Origin of the sequence: Paraburkholderia susongensis (assembly GCF_900177725.1) — a bacterium.
GTDB lineage: Bacteria > Pseudomonadota > Gammaproteobacteria > Burkholderiales > Burkholderiaceae > Paraburkholderia > Paraburkholderia susongensis.
Map to the genome: position 1 here is coordinate 400,415 of NZ_FXAT01000001.1, position 23,270 is coordinate 423,684.

The 23,270-nt window shown below is 64.3% G+C and carries 18 protein-coding genes; 5 read left to right on the forward strand and 13 right to left on the reverse strand.

The window, feature by feature from the left end; genetic code table 11:
* The first annotated feature begins 130 nt into the window (after positions 1–130).
* Together mutS and B9Z01_RS01875 are read left to right on the forward strand one after the other, a co-directional pair.
* Positions 131–2,815 (forward strand): DNA mismatch repair protein MutS, encoded by a 2,685-nt coding sequence (mutS, locus tag B9Z01_RS01870; RefSeq protein WP_085480561.1) that lies wholly within the window; start codon positions 131–133, stop codon positions 2,813–2,815.
* Positions 2,802–4,235 carry a hypothetical protein gene (locus B9Z01_RS01875; RefSeq protein WP_085480562.1) on the forward strand — a complete coding sequence of 478 codons (1,434 nt, stop codon included), beginning with the start codon at positions 2,802–2,804 and terminating at the stop codon, positions 4,233–4,235. Before mutS ends, B9Z01_RS01875 begins: the two co-directional genes overlap by 14 nt.
* Before the next feature lie 9 nt (positions 4,236–4,244).
* Here the strand turns inward: B9Z01_RS01875 and B9Z01_RS01880 are convergent, their stop codons facing one another.
* Positions 4,245–4,781 carry an FKBP-type peptidyl-prolyl cis-trans isomerase gene (locus tag B9Z01_RS01880; RefSeq protein ID WP_085480563.1) on the reverse strand — a complete coding sequence of 179 codons (537 nt, stop codon included), beginning with the start codon at positions 4,779–4,781 and terminating at the stop codon, positions 4,245–4,247.
* A gap of 32 nt (positions 4,782–4,813) precedes the next feature.
* Between B9Z01_RS01880 and B9Z01_RS01885 the strand changes: the two genes are divergently transcribed.
* Complete coding sequence (locus B9Z01_RS01885) at positions 4,814–6,091, forward strand: cupin domain-containing protein (protein WP_085480564.1); 1,278 nt, start codon at positions 4,814–4,816, stop codon at positions 6,089–6,091.
* Positions 6,092–6,331: 240 nt separating this feature from the next.
* Positions 6,332–6,598, forward strand: a complete 267-nt coding sequence (locus tag B9Z01_RS36020) for a hypothetical protein (RefSeq protein WP_085480565.1) — start codon at positions 6,332–6,334, stop codon at positions 6,596–6,598.
* Between the two features lie 239 nt (positions 6,599–6,837).
* Here the strand turns inward: B9Z01_RS36020 and B9Z01_RS01900 are convergent, their stop codons facing one another.
* The 3 genes from B9Z01_RS01900 to B9Z01_RS01910 all read right to left on the reverse strand — a co-directional run bounded on the left by B9Z01_RS01900 (position 6,838) and on the right by B9Z01_RS01910 (position 10,368).
* On the reverse strand, positions 6,838–9,111 hold the full coding sequence (locus B9Z01_RS01900; protein WP_085480566.1) for a DNA repair helicase YoaA: 2,274 nt from the start codon (positions 9,109–9,111) through the stop codon (positions 6,838–6,840).
* A gap of 64 nt (positions 9,112–9,175) precedes the next feature.
* On the reverse strand, positions 9,176–9,394 hold the full coding sequence (locus tag B9Z01_RS01905; protein WP_085480567.1) for a DUF465 domain-containing protein: 219 nt from the start codon (positions 9,392–9,394) through the stop codon (positions 9,176–9,178).
* Between the two features lie 128 nt (positions 9,395–9,522).
* Positions 9,523–10,368: a hypothetical protein gene (locus B9Z01_RS01910; RefSeq protein ID WP_244195902.1), complete on the reverse strand. Its 846-nt coding sequence runs from the start codon at positions 10,366–10,368 to the stop codon at positions 9,523–9,525.
* A 480-nt stretch (positions 10,369–10,848) separates the two neighbouring features.
* On the opposite strand from B9Z01_RS01910, the gene B9Z01_RS01915 reads away from it, so the two are divergent.
* Positions 10,849–13,206 (forward strand): Tex family protein, encoded by a 2,358-nt coding sequence (locus B9Z01_RS01915; protein ID WP_085480568.1) that lies wholly within the window; start codon positions 10,849–10,851, stop codon positions 13,204–13,206.
* Positions 13,207–13,396: 190 nt separating this feature from the next.
* Here B9Z01_RS01915 and B9Z01_RS01920 read toward each other — a convergent pair whose 3' ends face one another.
* The 9 genes from B9Z01_RS01920 to hfq all read right to left on the reverse strand — a co-directional run bounded on the left by B9Z01_RS01920 (position 13,397) and on the right by hfq (position 23,147).
* Positions 13,397–15,283: a potassium transporter Kup gene (locus B9Z01_RS01920; protein ID WP_085480569.1), complete on the reverse strand. Its 1,887-nt coding sequence runs from the start codon at positions 15,281–15,283 to the stop codon at positions 13,397–13,399.
* A gap of 324 nt (positions 15,284–15,607) precedes the next feature.
* Positions 15,608–16,180 carry a phosphoribosyltransferase gene (locus B9Z01_RS01925; protein WP_085481146.1) on the reverse strand — a complete coding sequence of 191 codons (573 nt, stop codon included), beginning with the start codon at positions 16,178–16,180 and terminating at the stop codon, positions 15,608–15,610.
* An 18-nt stretch (positions 16,181–16,198) separates the two neighbouring features.
* Positions 16,199–17,545, reverse strand: coding sequence for an adenylosuccinate synthase (locus B9Z01_RS01930; protein ID WP_085480570.1), 1,347 nt, complete (start codon positions 17,543–17,545; stop codon positions 16,199–16,201).
* Between the two features lie 118 nt (positions 17,546–17,663).
* Positions 17,664–18,815: an ATP phosphoribosyltransferase regulatory subunit gene (locus B9Z01_RS01935; protein ID WP_085480571.1), complete on the reverse strand. Its 1,152-nt coding sequence runs from the start codon at positions 18,813–18,815 to the stop codon at positions 17,664–17,666.
* Positions 18,816–19,056: 241 nt separating this feature from the next.
* A complete protein-coding gene (locus B9Z01_RS01940; RefSeq protein ID WP_085480572.1) occupies positions 19,057–19,248 on the reverse strand; it encodes a DUF2065 domain-containing protein in 192 nt (63 codons plus the stop codon).
* Between the two features lie 43 nt (positions 19,249–19,291).
* Positions 19,292–20,194, reverse strand: coding sequence for a protease modulator HflC (gene hflC, locus B9Z01_RS01945; protein ID WP_085480573.1), 903 nt, complete (start codon positions 20,192–20,194; stop codon positions 19,292–19,294).
* A gap of 12 nt (positions 20,195–20,206) precedes the next feature.
* Positions 20,207–21,616: an FtsH protease activity modulator HflK gene (gene hflK / locus B9Z01_RS01950; RefSeq protein WP_085480574.1), complete on the reverse strand. Its 1,410-nt coding sequence runs from the start codon at positions 21,614–21,616 to the stop codon at positions 20,207–20,209.
* Between the two features lie 49 nt (positions 21,617–21,665).
* Positions 21,666–22,853, reverse strand: a complete 1,188-nt coding sequence (gene hflX, locus B9Z01_RS01955; RefSeq protein ID WP_085480575.1) for a GTPase HflX — start codon at positions 22,851–22,853, stop codon at positions 21,666–21,668.
* Between the two features lie 57 nt (positions 22,854–22,910).
* Entirely contained in the window at positions 22,911–23,147 is a 237-nt protein-coding gene (gene hfq / locus B9Z01_RS01960) for an RNA chaperone Hfq (protein ID WP_006051315.1), read from the reverse strand.
* Between the last annotated feature and the right edge of the window lie 123 nt (positions 23,148–23,270).

The window sequence follows — 23,270 nt, forward strand, 5'->3', positions numbered from 1 at the left end:
ATGCTGCCGCAGAGATTTCATGCTGCCATACAGGTTCGACGTTGAGGATCGTCCATTCGGCCAGGGTCCGCTCACGGCACGGGCGGGTTAAACTCACGCCCTGAGCATCTACCGCAAGAAGATACCGAGGATGGGCATTCAAACCGCAGCGGCCAGCGACGTCGCACAACACACTCCCATGATGCAGCAATACTTGCGCATCAAATCGGAGCATCCGGGCACGCTGGTGTTCTACCGGATGGGCGACTTCTACGAACTCTTTTTCGACGACGCGGAAAAAGCCGCGCGTCTGCTCGATCTGACACTCACGCAGCGCGGCGCGTCGGCGGGTAATCCGATCAAGATGGCGGGCGTGCCGCATCACGCGGTCGAACAGTATCTCGCCAAGCTCGTGAAGCTCGGCGAATCCGTCGCGATTTGCGAACAGATCGGCGACCCGGCCACCTCCAAGGGTCCGGTCGAGCGCAAGGTCGTACGCGTGGTCACACCGGGCACGCTGACTGACGCCGCGTTGCTGTCCGACAAGAGCGACGTTTACCTGCTCGCGATGTGCGTCGCGCACAATCGCCGCGGCGTCGCGACGAGCGTCGGCCTCGCGTGGCTCAATCTCGCGAGCGGCGCGCTGCGTCTCGCGGAAGTTGCCCCCGACCAGGTGGCCGCCGTGCTCGAGCGCATTCGTCCCGCGGAAATTCTCGTTGCCGACGCCACCGCCGATTCGGCAAGCTGGACGCCGCCCGCCAACGCGGGCGCGCTCACGCGCGTGCCGGCCTGGCATTTCGATATCACGTCGGGCACGAAGCGCCTGTGCGATCAGCTCGAAGTGGCGAGCCTCGACGGCTTCGGCGCGCATTCGCTCGGTTGCGCATGCGGCGCGGCCGGTGCGTTGCTGCTGTACGCGGCGTCCACGCAAGGCCAGCAATTGCGCCATGTGCGCAGCCTGAAGGTCGAATACGAGTCCGAATATATCGGCCTCGACCCCGCCACGCGCCGCAACCTCGAACTCACGGAAACGCTGCGCGGCACTGAATCGCCAACGCTGTGTTCGCTGCTCGACACCTGCTGCACGACGATGGGCAGCCGCCTGCTGCGTCACTGGCTGCATCATCCGCCGCGCGAGTCGGCCGTGGCGCAGGCGCGCCAGCAAGCAATCGGCGCGTTGCTCGACACGCCGCCCGGTGCCGACGTCGACACGCTACGCAGCGCATTGCGCCAGATTTCGGATATCGAACGGATCACCGGACGTCTCGCGCTGCTCTCGGCGCGGCCGCGCGATCTGTCGAGCCTGCGCGATACCTTCATCGCACTGCCGGCATTGCGCGCACAGCTTGCCGCGGTGTCGTCGAACGCGGATTCACTGGCACGCATCGACGCGGCGCTGGAGCCGCCGGCCGAGTGCGTCGATCTGCTCAGGCAAGCGGTTGCGCAGGAGCCGGCCGCGATGGTGCGCGACGGCGGCGTGATCGCGCGCGGCTACGACACGGAGCTCGACGAACTGCGCGATATTTCGGAGAACTGCGGGCAGTTCCTGATCGATCTCGAAACGCGCGAACGCGCGCGCACCGGTATCGGCAACCTGCGCGTCGAATACAACAAGGTGCACGGCTTCTATATCGAAGTCACGCGCGGCCAGACCGACAAGGTGCCCGACGACTATCGCCGCCGTCAGACGCTGAAAAACGCCGAGCGCTACATCACGCCGGAACTGAAGACCTTCGAGGACAAGGCGCTCTCCGCGCAGGAACGCGCGCTCGCCCGCGAGCGCGCGCTGTACGACGCGCTGCTGCAGGCGCTCCTGCCGTTCATTCCGGACTGCCAGCGTGTCGCATCCGCGCTCGCCGAACTCGACCTGCTCGCGGCGTTCGCCGAACGCGCCCGCGCGCTCGACTGGGTCGCGCCGACGTTTTCGCCGGACGTCGGCATCGACATCGAACAGGGCCGTCACCCGGTGGTCGAGGCGCAGGTCGAGCAGTTCATCGCCAACGACTGCACGCTCGCCACCGAGCGCAAACTGCTGCTGATCACCGGCCCGAACATGGGCGGCAAGTCGACCTTCATGCGCCAGACCGCGCTGATCGCGCTGCTCGCGTACGTGGGCAGCTACGTGCCGGCGCGGCGCGCAGCCTTCGGGCCGATCGACCGCATCTTCACGCGCATCGGCGCAGCGGACGACCTCGCCGGCGGCCGCTCCACCTTCATGGTGGAAATGACCGAGGCCGCGGCGATCCTCAACGATGCGACGCCGCAGAGTCTCGTGCTGATGGACGAGATCGGCCGCGGCACCTCGACGTTCGACGGGCTCGCGCTCGCGTGGGCAATCGCGCGCCATCTGCTCGCGCACAACGGTTGCCACACGCTGTTCGCCACGCACTATTTCGAGCTGACGCAACTGCCAGCGGAATTTCCGCATGCGGCCAACGTGCATCTGTCCGCAGTCGAGCATGGGCACGGCATCGTGTTCCTGCACGCGGTCAACGAGGGGCCCGCCAACCAGAGTTACGGTCTGCAGGTCGCGCAGCTTGCCGGTGTGCCGAACGCGGTGATCCGCGCGGCGCGCAAGCATCTCGCGCATCTCGAACAGCAATCGGCCGCGCAGCCCGCACCGCAACTCGATCTGTTTGCCGCGCCGCCGCCGATGCTCGCCGAAGACGCGAACGACGACGAAGCCGCCGCCGATGCGGCCGCGGCCTCGCCTGCGACGCAGGCGCTCGTCGAGCGTTTGCGCGGTATCGATCCGAACGACCTGCGGCCGCGCGAAGCACTCGATCTGCTGTACGAACTGCACGAACTGGCCGCCGCGCCGGATGAGAACCGTTGACACACCCCGGCACCCCAAATCGCCGCGTGGGTTTCGCGCGGCGCTGAGCCGCGCGCTCGCGCTGACGGGCGGCATCGTTTCGCTGTCGGCGCCGTGCGCGTGGAGCACGCCGGCGCATGCCGAAGCCTCGCGCTTCACGTTCGCAGTCATCGCGGACACGATGCGCAGCCCCGCCGACGAAGCTTCCACGCAACGGCTGATCGAAGCGATCAGCCGCGAGCGCAATGTGAGCTTCATCGTCTACGACGGTAATCTGAAGGGCCCGAAGGAGACCTGCCGCGACGCGCTCTACGAGCGCCGTCACGCGTTGCTCGAAAGCTCGCGGGCCGCCCTCTTCTTCATTCCCGGCCAGCACGACTGGGTCGATTGCGGTACAGCGGAAGCCGGCGGCTTCGATCCGGTGGAGCGGCTCGACCTGCTGCGTCAAACGCTGTTCGCCGATCCCATTTCGATGGGCCAGAACCCGATCCCCCTGACGCGCGAAAGCGAAGTTTCGCGCTTTCGCCCGTTTCGCGAAAACGTGCGCTGGATCGCGGGGGATAAAGCCGGCGACATCGTGTTCGTCGGCCTGAACGTGCCGGGTCCGAACAATCACTACCTGACCGCGGGTGGGCGCAACGGCGAGTTCGAGGATCGCGTGATCGCCAATGCATTCTGGCTCGAGCACGCGGGCGAATATGCGAAACGCCGCGATGCGCGCGCGATCGTCGTGTTCATTCAGGGCGATTTCGACCCGGAGCGTTATGAGCGTCCCGAGCGATTCGCGTGGCTGCATTTCGCGCGCAGCACGCGTCGCGACGGTTTTCTCGAATTCAAGCGCAGCCTCGTCAATCTCGCGCGGACTTTTCACGGGCCCGTGGTCGTGATTCATTCCGACGACGAGCGCATAGCCGGCGGCTTCGTGATCGATCAGCCGCTACGCAATGACAAAGGCGCGGTCGTAACGAATCTCACCCGTATCGCATTTGCGCCGCGTGATCGTCTTAACCAGTGGATTCAGATTGAAGCGGATTTCGGCAGGAAGCCGCTGTTCCATGTGAGCGTGCACGACGTGCCGAGGCAGATGCCGTTGCCGACTACGCCGCCCATATCGCCCATATCGCCCATATCGCCCACTTCGCCCATTTCGCCGCGCGAAGATTCCGCCGCGTCGATGCCCAGGACACCGGATATGCCGAATGTGCCGGGGTACGGTCCGGCGTCGGAATTGCCGCCGTTGCTGCAAACGCCAGGAGAGTCGCCGATGGATCAGGAGCCGCGCATACCGTCCGATCAGGGCGGTGGTGGATATGGGCCGGCGATTTCGATGCCGCCCGGGTCGATACTGCCTGCATCGCCTTCCGTGCCGACGACCCCGCCTTCGTCGGCGCCGGCCACGACACCGGGCGCGCCGGGCATTCCCTCAGGCACGCCCGGCTGACCGGCAAGCTCAGTGCAGAGTGGGTTTTGAGTTGTCTTCTTCGTCGTCCTCGTCGTCGAGGACCTCGAGGCCGTCCGCGCCATGCGCGTGCTCGTGTTCGATTTCGTCTTCGGTAGCCGGGCGCACGTCTTTCACGGTCAGCGCGAAACGCAGCGCCATGCCGGCGAGCGGATGATTGCCGTCGAGCACGACCTTGTCTTCCGCGACGTCGGTCACGACGTACACCAGCGAATCGAGTTCCTCGTCGGCATCTTCAGGCGTGCCTTCGAACTGCATGCCGACTTCGAGCGGTTCCGGGAAGCGCTCGCGCGGCTCGATCTTCACAAGGTCGGGATCGTACTCGCCGAACGCATCTTGCGGCTCGAGCTGGATCTGGGTCTCGAAGCCAGCCTCGTGGCCGTCGAGCTCTTCCTCGATCTTGGGGAACGTGCCATCATAGCCGCCGTGCAGATAGACCATCGGCTCGTCGCTTTCCTCAATCAGATTGCCCTGCGCATCCGACAGCTTGTAGGCGACCGACACGACGGTGTTCTTTGCGATTTTCATTCGATTCTCCAGAATACAACTCACATTATACGATGCCCAGGCGGCCCACTCACCCCCTAGCCGAGGCAGTTTCGGCACGCAATTCGCCGTCTGTTTCAAAGCCTGCTTTGAAGCCAGATTCAAAGCCCGCCGCAATGCCAACTCTTCCACCCTCGCCTGACGCGCCAACCGCGTTGCTCGGCAATCTGACGCCGTCGCAATTCATGCACCACTACTGGCAGAAAAAGCCGCTGCTGATCCGCCAGGCCATTCCCGGTGTACAGGCACCGCTCTCGCGCGACGAGCTCTTCGAGCTGGCCGATCAGGACGAAGTCGAGGCGCGCCTGATTACCCACTTCCGCAATAAATGGCAGCTCGAGCACGGCCCGTTCGCGCCCGACGAACTGCCATCGCTCAAGCAACGCGCATGGACACTGCTCGTGCAAGGAGTGGACCTGCACGACGACCGCGCGCGCGCGTTGCTGGACCGCTTCCGCTTCGTGCCGGACGCGCGCCTCGACGATCTGATGATCTCGTATGCGAGCGACCGCGGCGGCGTCGGCCCTCACTTCGACTCTTACGATGTGTTTCTTTTGCAAGTAAAAGGCAAGCGCCGCTGGCGCATCAGCGCGCAGAAAGACCTGACGCTGCAAGCCGGTCTGCCTTTGAAAGTTTTGCAAAACTTCGAACCCGAAGAGGAATGGGTGCTGGAGCCCGGCGACATGCTGTACCTGCCGCCGCACATCGCGCATGACGGTATTGCCGAAGGCGAATGCATGACCTGCTCGATCGGTTTTCGCGCGCCTTCCGCGAGCGAACTGACCGCGCAGTTCCTTTACCATCTGGCCGAGCGTGGCGAGTCCGCGGGCAAAACCAGCGCGCTTTACAGCGATCCGAAGCAGCCCGCCGTCGAGCGTCCGGCCGAGTTGCCGGCGGCGCTTGTCGAGAGGGTTGGCGCGATCCTTGCTCGGATCAGGTGGAATGAGCAGGACATTGCGTCGTTCCTTGGCACGTACCTCAGCGAACCCAAGCCGAGCGTCGTCTTCGATCCGCCGCAACGGCCACTCAACGAGGCCCGTTTTGCCGGCGAAGCATCGAAAACGGGCCTGCGGCTCGACCGCAAGACTAACCTGTTGTACGACCGCCGTTTTTTCTTCGTAAATGGAGAAGAAATAGCATGGAATGGCGCAAGAAAATGGCTGTTTGATTTCGCGAATCAACGCTGCATGAGTGCGAAACGCTTTGTAACACTCTCGCACGATTCATCGGTGACAGCACTGCTACACGAGTGGTATTGTGCGGGCTGGATACAGGTGGGCGAGCTTGCGTAACTCTACCCACGTGCTATACCGCTATACCGTACAGTGAAATTTTGTATGAGAAAGACAACGTATTGACCCCGGATTTATCGACTGTCAGTACGAAAGTGCATATAATTTCCGCCCAAGCCGTAGGGAAGATTCCAGCTCACAGAAAGAGCATCTCCACCAGCGGCCCAGGTCGGTGTTGGAGCACATTACCGGTTTTATTTTGCGCTGTTGCTTACCTTTAAACCATAAAAGGACGTGATCATGAAGAAATCCCTCCTCGTAGCATCCCTGTTGGCAGCTGTCGCACTGGCTGCATGCAACAAGAGCAACGATCAGGCCGCTGCACCGGCTAGCGACGCAGCTGCTGCTTCGGCACCGGCTGCTGCTGCGAGCGACGCTGCTTCGGCACCGGCTGCTGCTGCGAGCGACGCTGCTGCTGCCGCTTCGGACGCTGGCGCTGCTGCTTCGGACGCAGCTGCTGCTCCGGCTTCGGACGCTGCAGCTCCGGCTTCGGGCGCAAGCCAGTAAGCTGTCGCGTAGGGTTCGCCTCTGGGCGAAAACTGCATCGGGAAATCGTCACGGTTTCCCGGGCAGTCAGGCAAAACGCCACGGGTTCATCTCCGTGGCGTTTTGTTTTATGAGCTGCCGTTTGGTCTTGTTTTTCTGGCTTGCCTTTTCCGGCTATGCCATTTTGAAAACATTCGAAAGCATTTGAAAAAAACGCCGCTTTTTAAAGCGGCGTTTTTATGCGGGATGGGCACTGTCGGCTATCGAGCCTGCGCCGCACTCTCTTCAAAGAACTCCCGGACCACGTCGATCTCGCGAGTGCGCTTGAACGGCGGCAGACTTTGCCAGATGCGGCGCCCATACGGTTTGTCGACGAGCCGCGTATCGCAGATCATCAGCACGCCGCGATCGGTCTCCGCGCGAATCAGCCGGCCTGCGCCCTGCTTGAGCGTGATGACGGCCTGCGGTAACTGATGAACCGCGAACGGGCTCAAGCCCTTCTTCGTGAGCGCATCGAGCCGCGCGGACAGCACCGGGTCGTCGGGCGGCGCAAACGGCAGTTTGTCGATCACGACGAGCGACAGCGCATCGCCGCGCACGTCCACGCCCTCCCAGAAACTCTGACTGCCGACCAGAATCGCGTTGCCGTACGCACGGAAGCGATCGAGCAATTCGGTGCGGCTCGCGTCACCCTGCACGAGCAGCGGATAGTCCCAGCCACGCGCCTCGATCGCATCGCGCAACTTCGCGGAGATGCGGTCCACCGCGCGCAGCGTCGTGCACAGCATGAAGACGCCGCCGCCCGATGCTTCGATCGCGGGCAACGCGGCATCGAACACCGCGTCGGTGAACATCGGCGAGGACGGCTGCGGCAGATTGCGCGGCACATACAGCAGCCCTTGCGACGGATAGTCGAACGGGCTCGGCAATGTCATCGAACGTTTCGAGTTCAGGCCCATTTGCGCCGCGTAGTGCGTGAAGTCGCCGCGCACCGACAAGGTAGCCGACGTGAAGATCCACGCGCGCGGCACGCCGGCGCGCTGCTTCGCGAAAATCGGCGCGACCGAGAGTGGCGTTTCGTGCAATTGCACCGTGTGCGAGAACACCTCGATCCAGCGCACCTTTTCGTTCGGATCAGCGCGCTCCGCGTTGGCGTCGCCGGCAGCGCCTTCGCGTGGCGCGGCCGCGTCGCGCTCGGCGCTCGTGGGCGGCCTCGTCCAGCCGCTCAGCACGTCCTGCAACTCGCGCGCCCGGCGCAAGCATGCGCCAAGCGACTCCGCGCGCTCGGCCTGTGCCGCCAGCGCGGCGGCAAGCGCATCGAGCTCGGTTTCGAGCGCCTCGAGCGCCGGAAACAGCGGATGATCGTCGGGCAACTGGCCGATCGACAGACGCACCGAGTCTTCCTTGAACGCGAGCCGCACATCGCGCGCCGCACGCTCGAGCGTGGCGCCGAGCTTGAACCAGTCGAGCGCATCGCGCGCATGGCCGAGACCTTCCGCGACCGAATCGCGCGCGAGTTCGAGAAACTGCGCGGTGGACAACGTCTCGCCGAAAAACAGCGTCGCGGTTTCGGGCAACTGATGCGCTTCGTCGAAGATGACCGTATTGGCGGTTGGCAGCAGCTCGGCCATGCCGGTATCGCGCAACATGATGTCGGCGAAAAAGAGATGGTGGTTGACCACCACGATGTCGGCCTGCTGCGCTTCGCGGCGTGCCTGCATCACGAAGCAGTCCTTGTAATGCGGACACTCCTGGCCGAGACAGTTATCGCGCGTCGACGTGACCATCGACCACACCGCCGCCGTTTCCGGCACGCTCGCGAGTTCGGCTTTGTCGCCGGTACGCGTGATCTTCGCGAAGCGCACGATGTCCTGCAGATACGAGGTTTCCTGGCGCGACGGCAAACGGCCGTTGTCCGCGGTGCGTTGCAGATAGTAGTGGCACAGATAGTTCGCGCGCCCCTTGAGCATCGCGACCGAGACCGGCACCGCGAGCGCGTCGCGCACGGTCGGAATGTCGCGCTGGAAGAGCTGGTCCTGCAGATGCTTCGTGCCGGTGGAGACGATCACCTTGCCGCCCCACAGCATCGCCGGCACGAGGTACGCATAGGTCTTGCCGGTGCCCGTACCCGCTTCGACGATCAGTGTGTTCTCGCCGCTCTCGAGGCCGCCTGCTTCGGCGCTGCCGCTGGCGTCAGGGGCTGCGTCACGGGTTGCATCGGCGCCTGACTGCAGTCGCCGCGCCGGACGCTTGTGCGCCTCGAACATCGCGGGCTCGGGCATCGCACGGCCCGAGGCTTCCATGGCGGTGGCGACGGCACGCGCCATCTCGATCTGCGCCGCGCGCGGCCGGTAGCCGTCGATCTGGCGCGCGAGCAGGCCGTTGTCGGCGAAGATATCGTCGAGTTCCGCGGCACGGCGCTGGCCCAGCGTCACGCCCGGCACGGGCGTGACCGTGCCAGGCGCCGGCGTGCCCGTGGTGGATGCAGCGTCGCCCGGCGCGGTCCGGGATGAAGTTTCATGCGGTGAATTCAAGGCAAGCGTTTCCTGCGAAGTCCGGCTCGCGCGTTGCGCGCCCGGCGCCTGCCAGGCCGCGAACTCAGGCGCGCACGTCCGGTTCGAGCTGCAATTGCAGCAAGATGATGGTGTCCTTGACTTTGAGTTTGCGCTTTTTCAGACGCTGCAACTCAAGGTCGTCGGTGCCGGGCTCATCCGACATCCGGTCGATCAACCGGTTGAGCCCACTGTGTTCCGATTCCAGCTGCAGAATGCGGTCGCGAAGTGTGTTCCCGTCGATGACGTGATGACGATCGCGCATGCTCGCCTCCTCTCGTCCATGGCACGCGCTGCGCCCGCAGCCCGATGCCTGAGATTGCTGTCCGGCTCAAAACGCGTTACGGCGGCTACGGCGGCCCTGACCACAACCGCCGCAAGCTGCCCAGCACACTACTGTTGCTGCTGTTGCTGCTGCTGTTTTTGCTGCTCTTCGAGTTGCTGCTGCTTCAACTGATCCTGACGTTTCTGCTCGGCCTTCTCGGCGGCCTGCTGCTGACGCGCTTCGACGTCGAGCTTGTGCTGTGCCGCGTCGGCCTGCTTTTTCTCGAAATTCTGCTGCTTCTGCTCGCGTTCCTCGGCTTTTTGCGCGCCCTGCTGACGCGCCTCTTCGAGCTTGCGCTGGAAGTCGCTCTGCTTCTGATCGTAAGCCTGCTGGTTGGCCGTCGCTTGCGCCGGCGTGACGCCGCGCTGCGCCTGGTCGAGCGCGTGCTGACGCCGCTTGTCCTCGTAGGCCTGGGCGTTGGCTGCGCGCTGCGGCGCCTCGGCGTTGCGCTGCGCCTGATCGAGCGCATTCTGGCGCTGCTTTTCCTGATACGCCTGCTCGTTGCGCGCGTCTTCGGCGGCGCGCTGCGGCGCTTCCGCCTCGGCGCGCGCGCGCCGCAACGCCGTGCGTTCGTCGCGCTCGCGAGCGCGTTGCGCGCGCTGCTCGGCGTCGAGCGCGAGCTGTTCCTTGCGGATTTGCGCCTGCACCGTACGCATCGAATCGCGCGCCCGGTTCAGGCAGTGATTGACGAAAAACCGGCTGTAGCAATTGTGCTGCGCGACCGCGTATTGGTAGTTGTTGTCGTCGCTGCGCTGGTCGAGCACCTGTTGCCGCTCCTCGAACGATTTGTCGAGCGCGGCCGCGTCGCTCGCGCCCTGCGCGCTATCGGCGTTTGCCGCGTCGGCCGCCTGAGCTGCTGCCGGCGTTGTCGCCGATGGCGCGGCCGCCGAGTTCGAGGCCGCAAGCGGCGCCATATTTTGCCCGCTTCCCGCTGGTTGCGTCACAGTCTGCGCGCTTACTGCCCCGGGTACGGCCAGCGCCGCGGCGATCACACACGAAGCGCCCGCCGCGGCCAACCTGCGCGGCACGGAGAAATCCGACACAAGCCTTGTCCCAAGCCCAAACCTCGCGCCGGACATGGCGCGCGCTACCGGCGCGGGCGAGTTGACCGGCAAACGCGACGAAGAGAGCGGCGGTTGAGATGTACCCGGAGACGAACCCGGCATCGAACCCAGCGACAGAAAAGAGGCCAGGCGGTTGAGGGACAAGGAGATTGGCAACGTCGTAGAGGGTCAACGGAACATGCCCGAAATTCTAACACCGCGCGGTTGAGCCCCTTGGCATTTATGGCAAAATGCCCCGCTCTAGTAACCTGGTCGCGGCGCACGCCCGGCCTGTCCGACCTGCCGCCCGCGCGCGGCCCCTCACTGAGTCCGCAGGAACACCAAGACCTTATGACGGAAACCGTAGCACTCAAGATCGTCCAGCGCATTGCAACCGAACTGTCCGTCCAGCCGCGCCAGGTCGCGGCCGCAGTGGAACTTCTCGACGAAGGCGCGACCGTTCCGTTCATCGCTCGTTACCGCAAGGAAGTGACCGATAATCTCGACGACACGCAATTGCGCAATCTCGAGGAACGCCTGCTGTATCTGCGCGAGCTGGAAGACCGGCGCGCGGCGATCATCGCGAGCATCGACGAACAGGGCAAGCTCACCGACGAGCTGCGCGGCGCGATCGAAGGCGCCGACAGCAAACAGGTGCTCGAAGACCTCTATCTGCCGTACAAGCCGAAGCGCCGCACGCGTGCGCAGATCGCGCGCGAAGCCGGTCTGCAACCGCTCGCCGACGCGCTGCTCGGCAATCCGCTGCTCGATCCGCAGACAGAAGCCGCTGCCTACGTGGACGCGGAGAAAGGCGTCGCCGACGTGAAGGCCGCGCTCGACGGCGCGCGCGACATTCTCTCCGAGCAATTCGGAGAGACGGCCGAGCTGCTCGGCAAGTTGCGCGACTACCTGTACAACCAGGGCGTGGTGTCGTCGAAAGTGGTGGAAGGCAAGGAAACCGCCGAGGAAGAAAAATTCCGCGACTACTACGACTACGCCGAAACGATCCGCACGGTACCGTCGCATCGCGCGCTCGCGCTGTTCCGCGGCCGCAATGCGGGCGTGCTGATGGTCAAGCTGGGCCTGGGCGAAGAACTCGACGCGCAGGTGCCGCATCCGGGCGAAGCGCTGATCGCGCGGCATTTCGGCATCGCGAATCAGAGCCGCCCGGCCGACAAGTGGCTCTCCGACGTGTGCCGCTGGTGCTGGCGCGTGAAAGTGCAGCCGCACCTCGAGAACGAGCTGCTGACCCATTTGCGCGACGAAGCCGAGCACGAAGCCATTCGCGTGTTCGCGCGCAATCTGAAGGACCTGCTGCTCGCGGCGCCCGCCGGCCCGAAGGCCGTGATCGGCCTCGATCCGGGGCTGCGCACGGGCGTCAAGGTGGCGGTGGTCGACCGTACCGGCAAGGTGCTCGCAACCGACACGATCTACCCGCACGAGCCGCGCCGCGACTGGGACGGCTCGCTCGCGAAGCTCGCGCGAATCGCCGGAGAGACGCAGGCCGAACTGATCAGCATCGGCAACGGCACCGCGTCGCGTGAGACGGACAAGCTCGCGAGCGAGCTGATCGCGCGTCATCCGGAGCTGAAGCTGCAGAAGATCGTCGTGTCCGAAGCGGGCGCGTCGGTGTACTCGGCGTCCGAACTCGCGGCCAAGGAATTCCCCGGCATGGACGTGTCGCTGCGCGGCGCGGTGTCGATCGCGCGACGTCTGCAGGATCCGCTTGCGGAGCTCGTGAAGATCGAGCCGAAGGCGATCGGCGTCGGCCAGTATCAGCACGACGTGAATCAGCGCGAACTGGCCCGCTCGCTCGACGCGGTCGTCGAGGATTGCGTGAACGCGGTCGGCGTCGACGCGAACACCGCGTCGGTCGCGCTGCTTGCGCGCGTGTCGGGGCTCAACGCAACGCTCGCGCGCAACATCGTCGACTATCGCGATGCGAACGGTCCGTTCCCGTCGCGCGAGCATCTGCGCAAGGTGCCGCGTCTCGGCGACAAGACGTTCGAGCAGGCGGCCGGCTTCCTGCGCATCAACAACGGCGAAAATCCGCTCGACCGTTCGTCGGTGCACCCGGAAGCGTATCCGGTCGTCGAGCGGATCCTCGCGAAGATCAGCAAGCAGGCCGGTGAAGTGCTTGGCAATCGCGACGCGCTGCGCGGACTGTCGCCCACCGAATTCGTCGACGAACGTTTCGGTCTGCCGACCGTGCGCGACATTCTGCTCGAACTCGAAAAGCCGGGCCGCGATCCGCGCCCCGAGTTCAAGACCGCGACGTTCCGCGAAGGCGTCGAGAAGGTCAGCGACCTGATCCCGGGCATGGTGCTCGAAGGTGTCGTGACGAACGTCGCGGCGTTCGGCGCGTTCATCGACGTCGGTGTGCATCAGGACGGCCTCGTGCATGTATCGGCCATGTCGACGAAATTCGTCAAGGACCCGCACGAAGTCGTGAAGGCGGGTCAGATCGTCAAGGTCAAGGTGCTCGAAGTCGACGTGAAGCGCCAGCGTATTGCGCTGACGATGCGCCTCGACGACGAACCCGGCGCGGCGGCCACGCGCAGCGGTGGTGGCGGTGCGCAGCAGGATCGCGGCGGCTCGGGCGGCAACTTCAACCGTGGCGGTGCGGGACGCGGCGCGCCGCAGCGCTCGCGTGATGCCGAGCCGGCGGGCGCAATGGCGGCGGCTTTTGCGAAACTCAAGCAGAAGTAAGCGCGGAATGAGCGTGACGTAAGCGCATCGGATCGATGCGCTTCTTCATACGCGTGCTGGTCCTCGCATGGCAAGCGTCGAGCAACTCGATGCTCACGCGCAGAAACAGAAAGCCCACGCATTGGCGTGGGCTTTCTGTTTGCGCTCCCGTATGCGACGTGCGGGAGCAGCCAGCGGAACACGGCGATCGTCAGATCTCGATCTTCGTCCCCAACTCCACGACACGGTTGGCCGGAATGCTGAAGAAGTCCGTCGGCTTCGCGGCGTTCTGGTGCATCCATGCGAACACGCGCTCGCGCCACACCGACATGCCCGGCAATTGCGTCGGCACCACCGTTTCGCGCGCGAGGAAGAACGACGTGTCCATCAGCTCGAACGTCATGTCGTGCGTGCGGCCGACGTCGAGCAGCACCGCCTTCACATCAGGCGTTTCGTTGAACCCATAGGCCGCCTTCACGAGCCACAGGCCGCCCTCCATATCCTTGACCGTCACGCGCTCCGCGTCGTTCACGTACGGAATGTCGCGCGTGACGAAGGTCAGGAAGATCGTGCGCTCGTGCAGCACCTTGTTGTGCTTCAGGTTGTGCAGCAGGCTCACCGGCACCAGCGAATCGCTGCCGGTCAGATAGATCGCGGTGCCCGACACGCGATGCGGCGGATGCGCGAGCAGGCCCTGCAGGAACGGCATCAGCGGAATACCGTCGGCGGCCGTGCGCTCCTTGACGAGCATCCTGCCCTTGAACCATGTCATCAGCAGGAAGAACAGCAGCGCGCCGATACCGAGCGGCAGCCAGCCGCCCTCTTCGACCTTCAGCAGGTTTGCGCCGAAGAAACCGAGATCGACCGTCATGAACACCGCGATGATGAGCCCGACGAGCAGCTTGTTCCAGTTCCACACGTTCACCATCACGACGCACGCGAGCACGGTCGTAATCACCATCGTGGCCGTCACGGCGATGCCGTACGCGGCGGCGAGATTGTCCGAGCTCTTGAACGCGATCACGATGCACAGAATGATGAAGAGCAGCATCCAGTTCACCACCGGCACATAGATCTGCCCGATCGCGAGGTCGGACGTATGCAGGATCTTCATGCGCGGCACGTAGCCGAGCTGGATCGCCTGGCTCGTCAGCGAATACGCGCCCGAGATCACCGCTTGCGACGCGATCACCGTCGCCACCGTCGACAGCACGACGAGCGGTAGCAGCGCCCAGTCCGGCGCGAGCAGGAAGAACGGATTTTCGATCGCCTTCGGGTCGTGCATCAGCAGCGCGCCCTGGCCGAAGTAGTTGAGCACGAGCGACGGCATCACGAGCATGTACCAGGCCATGCGGATCGGCTTCGCGCCGAAGTGGCCCATGTCGGCGTAGAGCGCTTCGGCGCCGGTCAGCACGAGCACGACCGAACCGAGCACCACGTAGGCCTGCAGCACGTGCGCGGCCATGAACGTGTACGCGTAATACGGATTCAGCGCACGGATCACGTTCGGCGACTGGAGGATATGCCACAGGCCGAGTGCCGCGATCACGACGAACCACAGCGTCATGATCGGGCCGAACAGACGGCCGACCGTGGCTGTGCCGTGGCGCTGGATCCAGAACAGCGCAATCAGGATCACGATGGTGAGCGGCAGCACGAGATGCGACAGATGCGGCGCGGCGATCTCGAGACCTTCGACCGCCGAGATCACCGAGATAGCGGGCGTAATCACCGCGTCGCCATAAAACATGCAGGCGCCGAAGATGCCGAGCATCATCAGCAGGCCGGCCATTTTCGATTTCTGATCGAGCGAGCGCAGCGCCAGCGCCATCAACGCGAGCACGCCGCCCTCGCCGTTGTTGTCTGCACGCATCACGAACAGCACGTACTTGACGCCGACCACGATCATGATCGCCCAGAACAGCAGCGAGATCACGCCGAGAATCGATTGATCGGTCAACGGAATGCCGTGCGACGGGCTGAAAGCCTCTTTGAGCGAATACAACGGGCTCGTGCCAATGTCGCCGAACACCACTCCGATCGCGGCAATCGCAAGGGAAGGCAGCGGCTGTTTGTGTGCGTGATTGTTATCTGTCATAGACGCGAGAGGATCCGTTCCCGGGCGGAAAACGACCGTTATTCTAAACTGCCCACCCGGCACTGCCCGGCTTGTTGTGGATACGCGACGTGGATGGTCCGCGCAGTTTAGCACCGCGATATGGGCGCGTCTGCTGAGTTCGGTGCCGTATTGCCAGCGCCTCGCGCGTGTGTTGTGTGTGTGTTTTGTGACACATCAATGGGCTCTCGCGCCACGCCGTGCCCATAAAAAAACGGAGCCCGGCTGGGCTCCGTTTTGCGAACACTGCGATGACGACGGCGCGATACGGAAACGTAAAACACATGTAAGGCGCCGGGGGCCGCATCACTCGCCCGAGGATTCCTGGGCTTGCGCAATGCCGCGCTTGATCCACGCGCCGAGGTTATGCGGACGCACCGTGTCCCATTCCTCGAACGGCTGATGAATCCACGGGTTGGTCGGCAGGTATTGCACGTGGTAGTCGGGCTTCACCTTCGAGCAGCCCTTGTACCACAGCACGGCCGAGCGCACCGCGGTGATGGCCGGATAGCGTTCCTTCAGATGCTGCTGCACGCGCGCGAGCGTGACGCCCGAATCGACGAGGTCGTCGACGAGCAGCACGTTGCCATGCAGCTCACCGCGCGTCATCGTGATGTACTGCGCGATGTCGAGTTCGCCCTGCTCCGTGCCGGCCGCCTCGCGATACGAACTCGTGGCGAGAATCGCCAGCGGCAGGTCGTAAATGCGCGAGAGCTGGTCGCCGACGCGCAGCCCGCCGCGCGCGAGACACAGAATCTTGTCGAATTTCCAGCCCGATTCGTGCACGGCCAGCGCGAGCACCTCGATCAGCCGGTGATACTCGTCCCAGCCGACCCACAGGTTCTTCTCGTCATTACGAGGATCTTTCATCGCGATCATCGGTACGCCCTGCATGACTCAGACCTTGAACGGATGACGCAACAGAATCGTTTCGTCGCGATCCGGACCGGTGGACACCATGTCGATCGGAATGCCCGCGACTTCCTGCACGCGCGACAGATACGCTCGCGCGTTGGCGGGAAGCTTGTCCCACTCCTTGATGCCGACCGTGCTTTCCTTCCAGCCCGCGAAGGTTTCGTAGACCGGCACGCAGCACGCGACTTCGGTCGCGCCGCGCGGCAGCAGGTCGACGTTCTGGCCGTTGACCGTGTAGCCGACGCACAGCTTCACTTCATCGAGACCATCGAGCACGTCGAGCTTGGTCATGCACAGACCCGAGACGCCGTTGATCTGGATCGAGCGGCGCAGCGCGGCGACGTCGAGCCAGCCGGTGCGGCGCGGACGGCCGGTGACCGAGCCGAATTCCTTGCCGACGGTGGCGAGTTCGAGGCCGATCGGCTCCTGGCGCGAGGCGTTGTCCGCGTCGTAGAGTTCGCTCGGGAACGGGCCCGAACCGACGCGCGTGCAGTACGCCTTCGTGATGCCGAGAATGTAGTTGAGCTTCTGCGGACCGACGCCCGCGCCGGCCGTCGCGGCGCCCGCGACGCAGTTGCTCGACGTGACGAACGGATAGGTGCCGTGATCGATGTCGAGCAGCGTGCCCTGCGCGCCTTCGAACAGCAGATTGCCACCTGCGGCGTTCACGTCGTACAGACGGCGCGACACGTCGGTGACCATCGGCTTCAGACGCTCGGCGTAGCTCAGCATCGTGTCGAGCGTTTGCTGGAAGTCGACAGCGGCGACGCCCAGGTATTGCGTGAGCACGAAGTTGTGGTAGTCGAGGTTTTCGCGCAGACGCTCGGCGAATGCTTGCGGCTCGAACAGGTCCTGCACGCGCAAACCGCGGCGCGCGACCTTGTCTTCGTAGGCCGGGCCGATGCCGCGGCCGGTCGTGCCGATCTTGCTCGCGCCGCGGCGCGCTTCGCGGCCCTGGTCGATCGCGATGTGGTACGGCAGGATCAGCGTGGTGGCTTCGGAAATGAACAGACGCTTCTGAACGTCGACGCCGGCGGCCTCGAGTTCGCCGATTTCCTTGAACAGCGCTTCCGGCGACAACACGACGCCATTGCCGATGTAGCACGCGACGCCGGGATGCATGATGCCCGACGGAATCAGACGCAAGATGGTTTTCTTGCCGCCGATGATAAGCGTGTGACCGGCATTATGACCGCCCTGGAAGCGAACGACGCCCTGAGCGTGGTCCGTCAGCCAGTCGACGATCTTGCCCTTGCCCTCATCACCCCATTGGGTACCCACGACGACGACGTTGCGCCCGGGATTCACATTCACTGCGCTGGCAGACATGTTGTTTCGTAAGCTGGTTAAAAACGTATTTTACCTATGTTCGCGGAAGCTTCCGAATTTTTCCGTTTCCGCTCAACGGTATGCACGTTATGTTGAGGATAAGCGAAGAGCGCGCGGTTCAAGCGCGCGGTTCGACGATCCATGCGCCGTTGCGCTCCACCAGCACGCGGTCGAACGCGAATTCATCGAGATCGTGCTTGTGGCCGGGCAGCGCCTGAATCACTACTTCGCCCGCGTCGCGCAACGCGGCGACCGCGACGCGCAGCGCTTCGTCGTGCCGCCACGGCGCGAGAATCGCGCTGCTGCGCGCTTCGATCGGCGAGATGCGCGCGACTTCGCGCAGATCGAGCGAGAAGCCGGTTGCCGCACGCGCGCGGCCATAAGCCTGGCCGACGTGGTCGTAACGGCCGCCGCGCGCGACCGCGTTGGGTACGCCGTCCACGTAGGCCGAGAACATCACGCCGCTGTGGTACGCGTAGCCGCGCAGATCGGCGAGATCGATCATCACTTCGGCGCCGTCGACCTGGCTCGCGAGGAACGCGAGGTCGTCGAGCGCGCGGGCGATGGCCGGCGAGTTCGGCAGACGCGCGCGCGCCTCTTCGAGCACCGACGCGTCGCCGTACAGCGTGGGCAGCGAGCGCAGCGCGTCGCGAATCACCGGCGAGAGTTGCGCCGTCATCTCGACGAGACGCGGCACGTCCTTGCCCGCGAGCGCGTCGTAGAGCGCCTGGCCGAGTTGTTCCGCCGCCGGCTCTGCCTCGATCAGCGCGGCGAGCACGCCGGCATGGCACAGGTCGAGACGAACCTTGCCGAGACCAGCGAGACGCAGCGCGTCGAGCATCAGCTGCTGGATTTCGAGGTCCGCTTCGAGGCCCGCGTGACCGTAGATTTCCGCGCCGATCTGGATCTGCTCGCGCGTCGCATGCAGGCCGCGCGGCCGCGTATGCGCAACATTGCCCGCATAGCACAGACGCGTGACGCCCTGGCGGTTCAGCAGATGCGCGTCGATACGCGCGACCTGCGGCGTGATGTCGGCGCGCAGGCCGAGCGTGCGGCCCGACAGTTGATCGACGAGCTTGAAGGTGCGCAGATTCAGATCGTGGCCGCCGCCCGTCAGCAGCGACTCGATGTATTCGAGCAGCGGCGGCATGACCATCTCGTAGCCGTACGAGCGGAAACGGTCCAGCAAATGGCGCCGCAATTCTTCGATCTTGCGGGCCTCCGACGGCAGCACGTCGGCAATATTCTCGGGAAGCAACCAGGTCGACATCGATACAGTCCTACGGCGTTGAACACGGCGTCTTGAAGCGCCGGTGAGTGAGTGTGAATGGCGTGCAGCGGCTTGATTCCGGCGGCTGGAGCAGATGCCCGGACGGCTCTCGCCGGTTTGTTTCACGGGCGGCGGATCAGCCAGCCGCCCGTGAAACAGGCCGGCGCGCGAGGCACACATGCCGCGCACGCTCCATTCACGCCGATCGCGCGGCATTCCTCTGACGGAGAAGCCGCCCCCTTCAGGTCGCGATAAACAGCAGAATCAGTCCGAGCAGCATCACGATGAATCCACCGACGCGAATATGATGCGGCGGCCGCTCCGCTATTTTACGGAACGTGTCGCGCCAGGCGCTCGGAAAAACGAAGGGAAACATCCCCTCGATAATCAGCATCAACGCGATCGCGAGCAGTAACGAGCCGGCTATGTCCATGCGAATGAAAGGGCCGCGATGCGGATGCCGCGGCCTCCGGTAATCAGCGTTTGCGGGGAGGCGCGGAAGCGTCCGGGGCAACGCCGCCGGTCGGGCTACGCATGAAGCGGAAGAACTCGCTGTTCGAGTCGACCACGATCAGATCGCCCGGCTTGAACGTCTTCCGGTACGCCTGCATGCTTTGATAAAACTGGTAGAACTGCGGATCCTTGCCAAACGCCTCGGCGGCGATTTCCGCAGCCTTCGCATCGCCCTCACCGCGAATGCCCTGAGCTTGAGCGAGGCCGTCGGCGAGCACCGCCTGCTGCTTCGCGAGCGCGTCCGCGCGGATCTGGTCGGCTTGCGCCACGCCCTTCGCGCGTTCGTCGGCCGCGATCTGTTCGCGCGCGGCGATCATTCGCTTGAATACCGAATCGGTCATCGCGGCCGGGAAGTCGACGCGCGTCAACTGCACGTCCACCACCGACACGCCGAGCGACGCCGCGCCCTTGTCCATTGCGCCGCGCGCGTCTTCGGCGACGGCCTGCTGTTTGGCGAGCGCATCGGGCAGCGTGAACTTGCCGAACGCGTCGCCGAGCGCGCCGCGCGACAGCAACGCGAGCCTATCCGGCAGGCTCTGCACGTCGCCCTTGGTTTCGGCGAGCAGCTTGAGCGGATCGGTCACGCGGAACTTGATGACTGGGTTGACGAGCAATTCGGTTTTGTCCGCGGTGACGTAATGGTCTTCGTCCGGCGCGTCGAGCGACTGGATGCGATTGTCGACGAGCGTGACCGATTGCAGCGGCGGCGGCAGCTTGACGTGCAGCCCCGGGCCGAGCAGCGTGGGCGCCGCATCACCCCGTGCCGACAGCACGGCCATGTGACGTTGATCGACGACGAACACCATCGACGAGGCCGCAAACACCACGATGACGACAGCGACGACGAGCGCAATGATTCTGTTCATGTGTTGCGCTCCTTATTGAACGTCGTCTTCGCGCATGCGATTGCGGAAGGCTTCACGCGAGCGCAGCGATGGGCCGCTGGGCTGGCTTGCGGGTGTGGCCGCCGCGGCGGGCGCGGAAGCCGCCGGAGCGCTGGTGGCATCGGCCGCGGCGCCGGTTTCGGCAGCCGAAGCCGCCGACGGCGCGGCCGCACTCGCCGCCTGGGGAGCGCTCGCAGCAGCGGCGCCCGAAGCGGCAGCACCGGCCGCCGCGGCCTGCCGCTCGCGGTTCTGTTCGACCAGTCTGTCGAGCGGCAGATACAGCACGTTGTTGCCGTTCTTCGCGTCGACAAACACCTTGGTCGCATTCGAGTAGATCTGCTGCATGGTTTCCATGTACAGGCGGAAGCGCACCAGCTCCGGCGCTTTCGCGTATTGCGCGTAGACCTGCTTGAAGCGCTCGGCCTCTGCCTGCGCCTGCGCCACCGTTTTCTCGCTATAGGTTTTCGCTTCCTCGATCTGACGCGCCACGTCGGCTTGCGCGCGCGGCAGGAGATCGGCCGCATAGGCCTGCGCGTCGCGCTTCGCGCGTTCGTTTTCGTCGTGCACGCTGGCGGCGGCGTCGAATGCGGGCTGCACCTGCTCGGGCACCTGCACGCTCTGGATCGTCACGCCCGTGACGCCAAGGCCGGACTGGTACTGATCGAGCGATTGCTGGATCGCCGCCATCAACTGTTGACGCAATGTTTCGCGATCCTGATCGAGAAGCTCGCTGGTGCTCTGCGCGCCGACGATGCCGCGCACCGCCGCCTGCGCGGCATGCATCACGCTCTGGTCGGGGTCGACGCTGCGAAACAGGAAATCGGTGGGTTTGCGTATCTGATATTGCACCGCGAAGCGCACGTCGACGATATCGCCGTCGTGCGTGAGCATCGACGCGTCCTTCACGTTCGCGAGGCGCACCACGTTGCTGCGGCCGATCTCGACCTGGCGGATCTGGCCGATGTTGACGAACTCGTGCGTTTCGAACGGATAAGGCAGACGCCAGTGCACGCCCTGGTCGGCCGTGTAGCGATACTTGCCGAACTGCATGACGACAGCGGCCTGGCCATCCTGCACGACGAACACGCCGCTGCCGAGATAGATCGCGACCAGCACGCCGATCACGATGCCCACGCCGATGCGCGCACCGCGTCCGTTGTCCGGGCGGCCACCGCCCATGCCGCCGCCCTTGCGGCCGAATATCCGGCTCAGGCGGCGGTTGAAATCGCGCCACATTTCGTCGAGATCGGGCGGACCTTCACCCTCGCCGTCACGCGTCGGACGCTTCGGATCATTCGGGCGCTGCCGGTCGCCATTGCCGTCGCCCCGGCCCCAGCGCGGATCGTTCAGTGAAAGTAAGGCGCGCATGCGCAGCCAGATACTCCGCTCGTTGTAATCGTTCACCTGTGTTCGTTCACTAGAGTAGACAGCGGGTCAGTGCAATTGGAACGGGTCAGTGCCCGAGTTCTGGAACCTTGTGATTGTCGTGCGGTTCCGCCGTACGGCCGTCTTCCAGCAGGTCAGGCGGCGTATCGGCAAGCGGTTCGGCAGTAGCGATCTCAGCGATGGCAGCGCGCAACACATCAAGCCCCTGCCCCGTGCGCGCGCTCAAAAAGACGCGCGAAATATTACCATACTCATCCCGCTCAACCGCCTCGCCACGGGCCGCCAGCTCAGGCACCGCATCGATCTTGTTGATGACGAGCACCTGGCGGATCGTGTCCGCGCCGATCGCATGCAGCACCTCGTTCACCTGGTCGATCTGATCGAGCCGCACCGCGCTCGACGCATCGACCACGTGCAGCAACAGGTCCGCGTGAATCGTTTCCTCGAGCGTCGCGCGAAACGCCGCAACGAGCTGGTGCGGCAATTCGCGGATGAAACCGACCGTGTCGGACACCACTACCTGCCCCGCGTCGTCGCCGAGATAGACGCGCCGCGAGGTCGTGTCCAGTGTCGCGAACAACTGGTCGGCGGCATACGCCTGCGCCTTGGTCAGCGCGTTGAAGAGCGTGGACTTGCCCGCGTTCGTATAGCCGACGAGCGACACCGACATGGTCTGGTTGCGGCTGCGCGCGCGGCGCTGCGTGCCGTGCTGGCGACGCAGTTTGTCGAGCCGCGTCTTGAGCGCCTTGATGCGCTCGCCGATCAGCCGGCGGTCGGTTTCGAGCTGCGTTTCACCTGGGCCGCGCAGGCCGATACCGCCTTTCTGACGTTCGAGGTGGGTCCATGCGCGAATCAGCCGCGTCGACAGATATTGCAACTGCGCGAGCTCCACCTGCAGCTTGCCTTCGTGGCTGCGGGCGCGTTGCGCAAAAATGTCGAGGATGAGGCTCGTGCGATCGACCACGCGCCGGTTAAGCGCCTGCTCCAGATTGCGCTGCTGCGCAGGGGCCAGAGCGTGGTTGAAGATCACGAGTTCGATGTCGTTCGCTTCGCACGCAAGACGCAATTCTTCCGCCTTGCCGCTGCCGACGAACATCTTCGCGTCGGGACTGGAACGGCGCCCGGTGAGGGTGACTACGGGATTCGCGCCCGCGCTTTGCGCGAGCAGGCTGAGTTCTTCGAGACTGGCTTCGAAATCGATCTTGCCGAAGTCGATGCCTACGAGCGCTGCATTGATCAAATTGGAGGGTATCAAAATGACGCGGCCGGGAGTTATCGCCAACGGGCGACGCTGTGCCGGCCGCGGCGAGGGTTAGGACTGTTCGGAATCCGGGTGGAAATTCACCGGGCGGGCGGGCACGACCGTCGAAATGGCGTGCTTGTAGACCATCTGGGTGACCGTATTCCGGAGCAACACGACGTACTGGTCGAACGATTCGATGTTCCCTTGAAGCTTGATGCCGTTGACCAGATAGATCGACACCGGCACATGCTCTTTACGCAGTGCGTTCAAAAACGGGTCTTGTAACAATTGCCCTTTGTTGCTCATAGCAAACTCCGTATTTTTTTGCAGGTTGACTGAATTGGCGGCGAAGAAAAAGAGATCCGCCGCCAACCGCTACACTATAGCCGATTTTCATTTCTGCGCGCGGACCCTGGCCGTTCGGCCAAA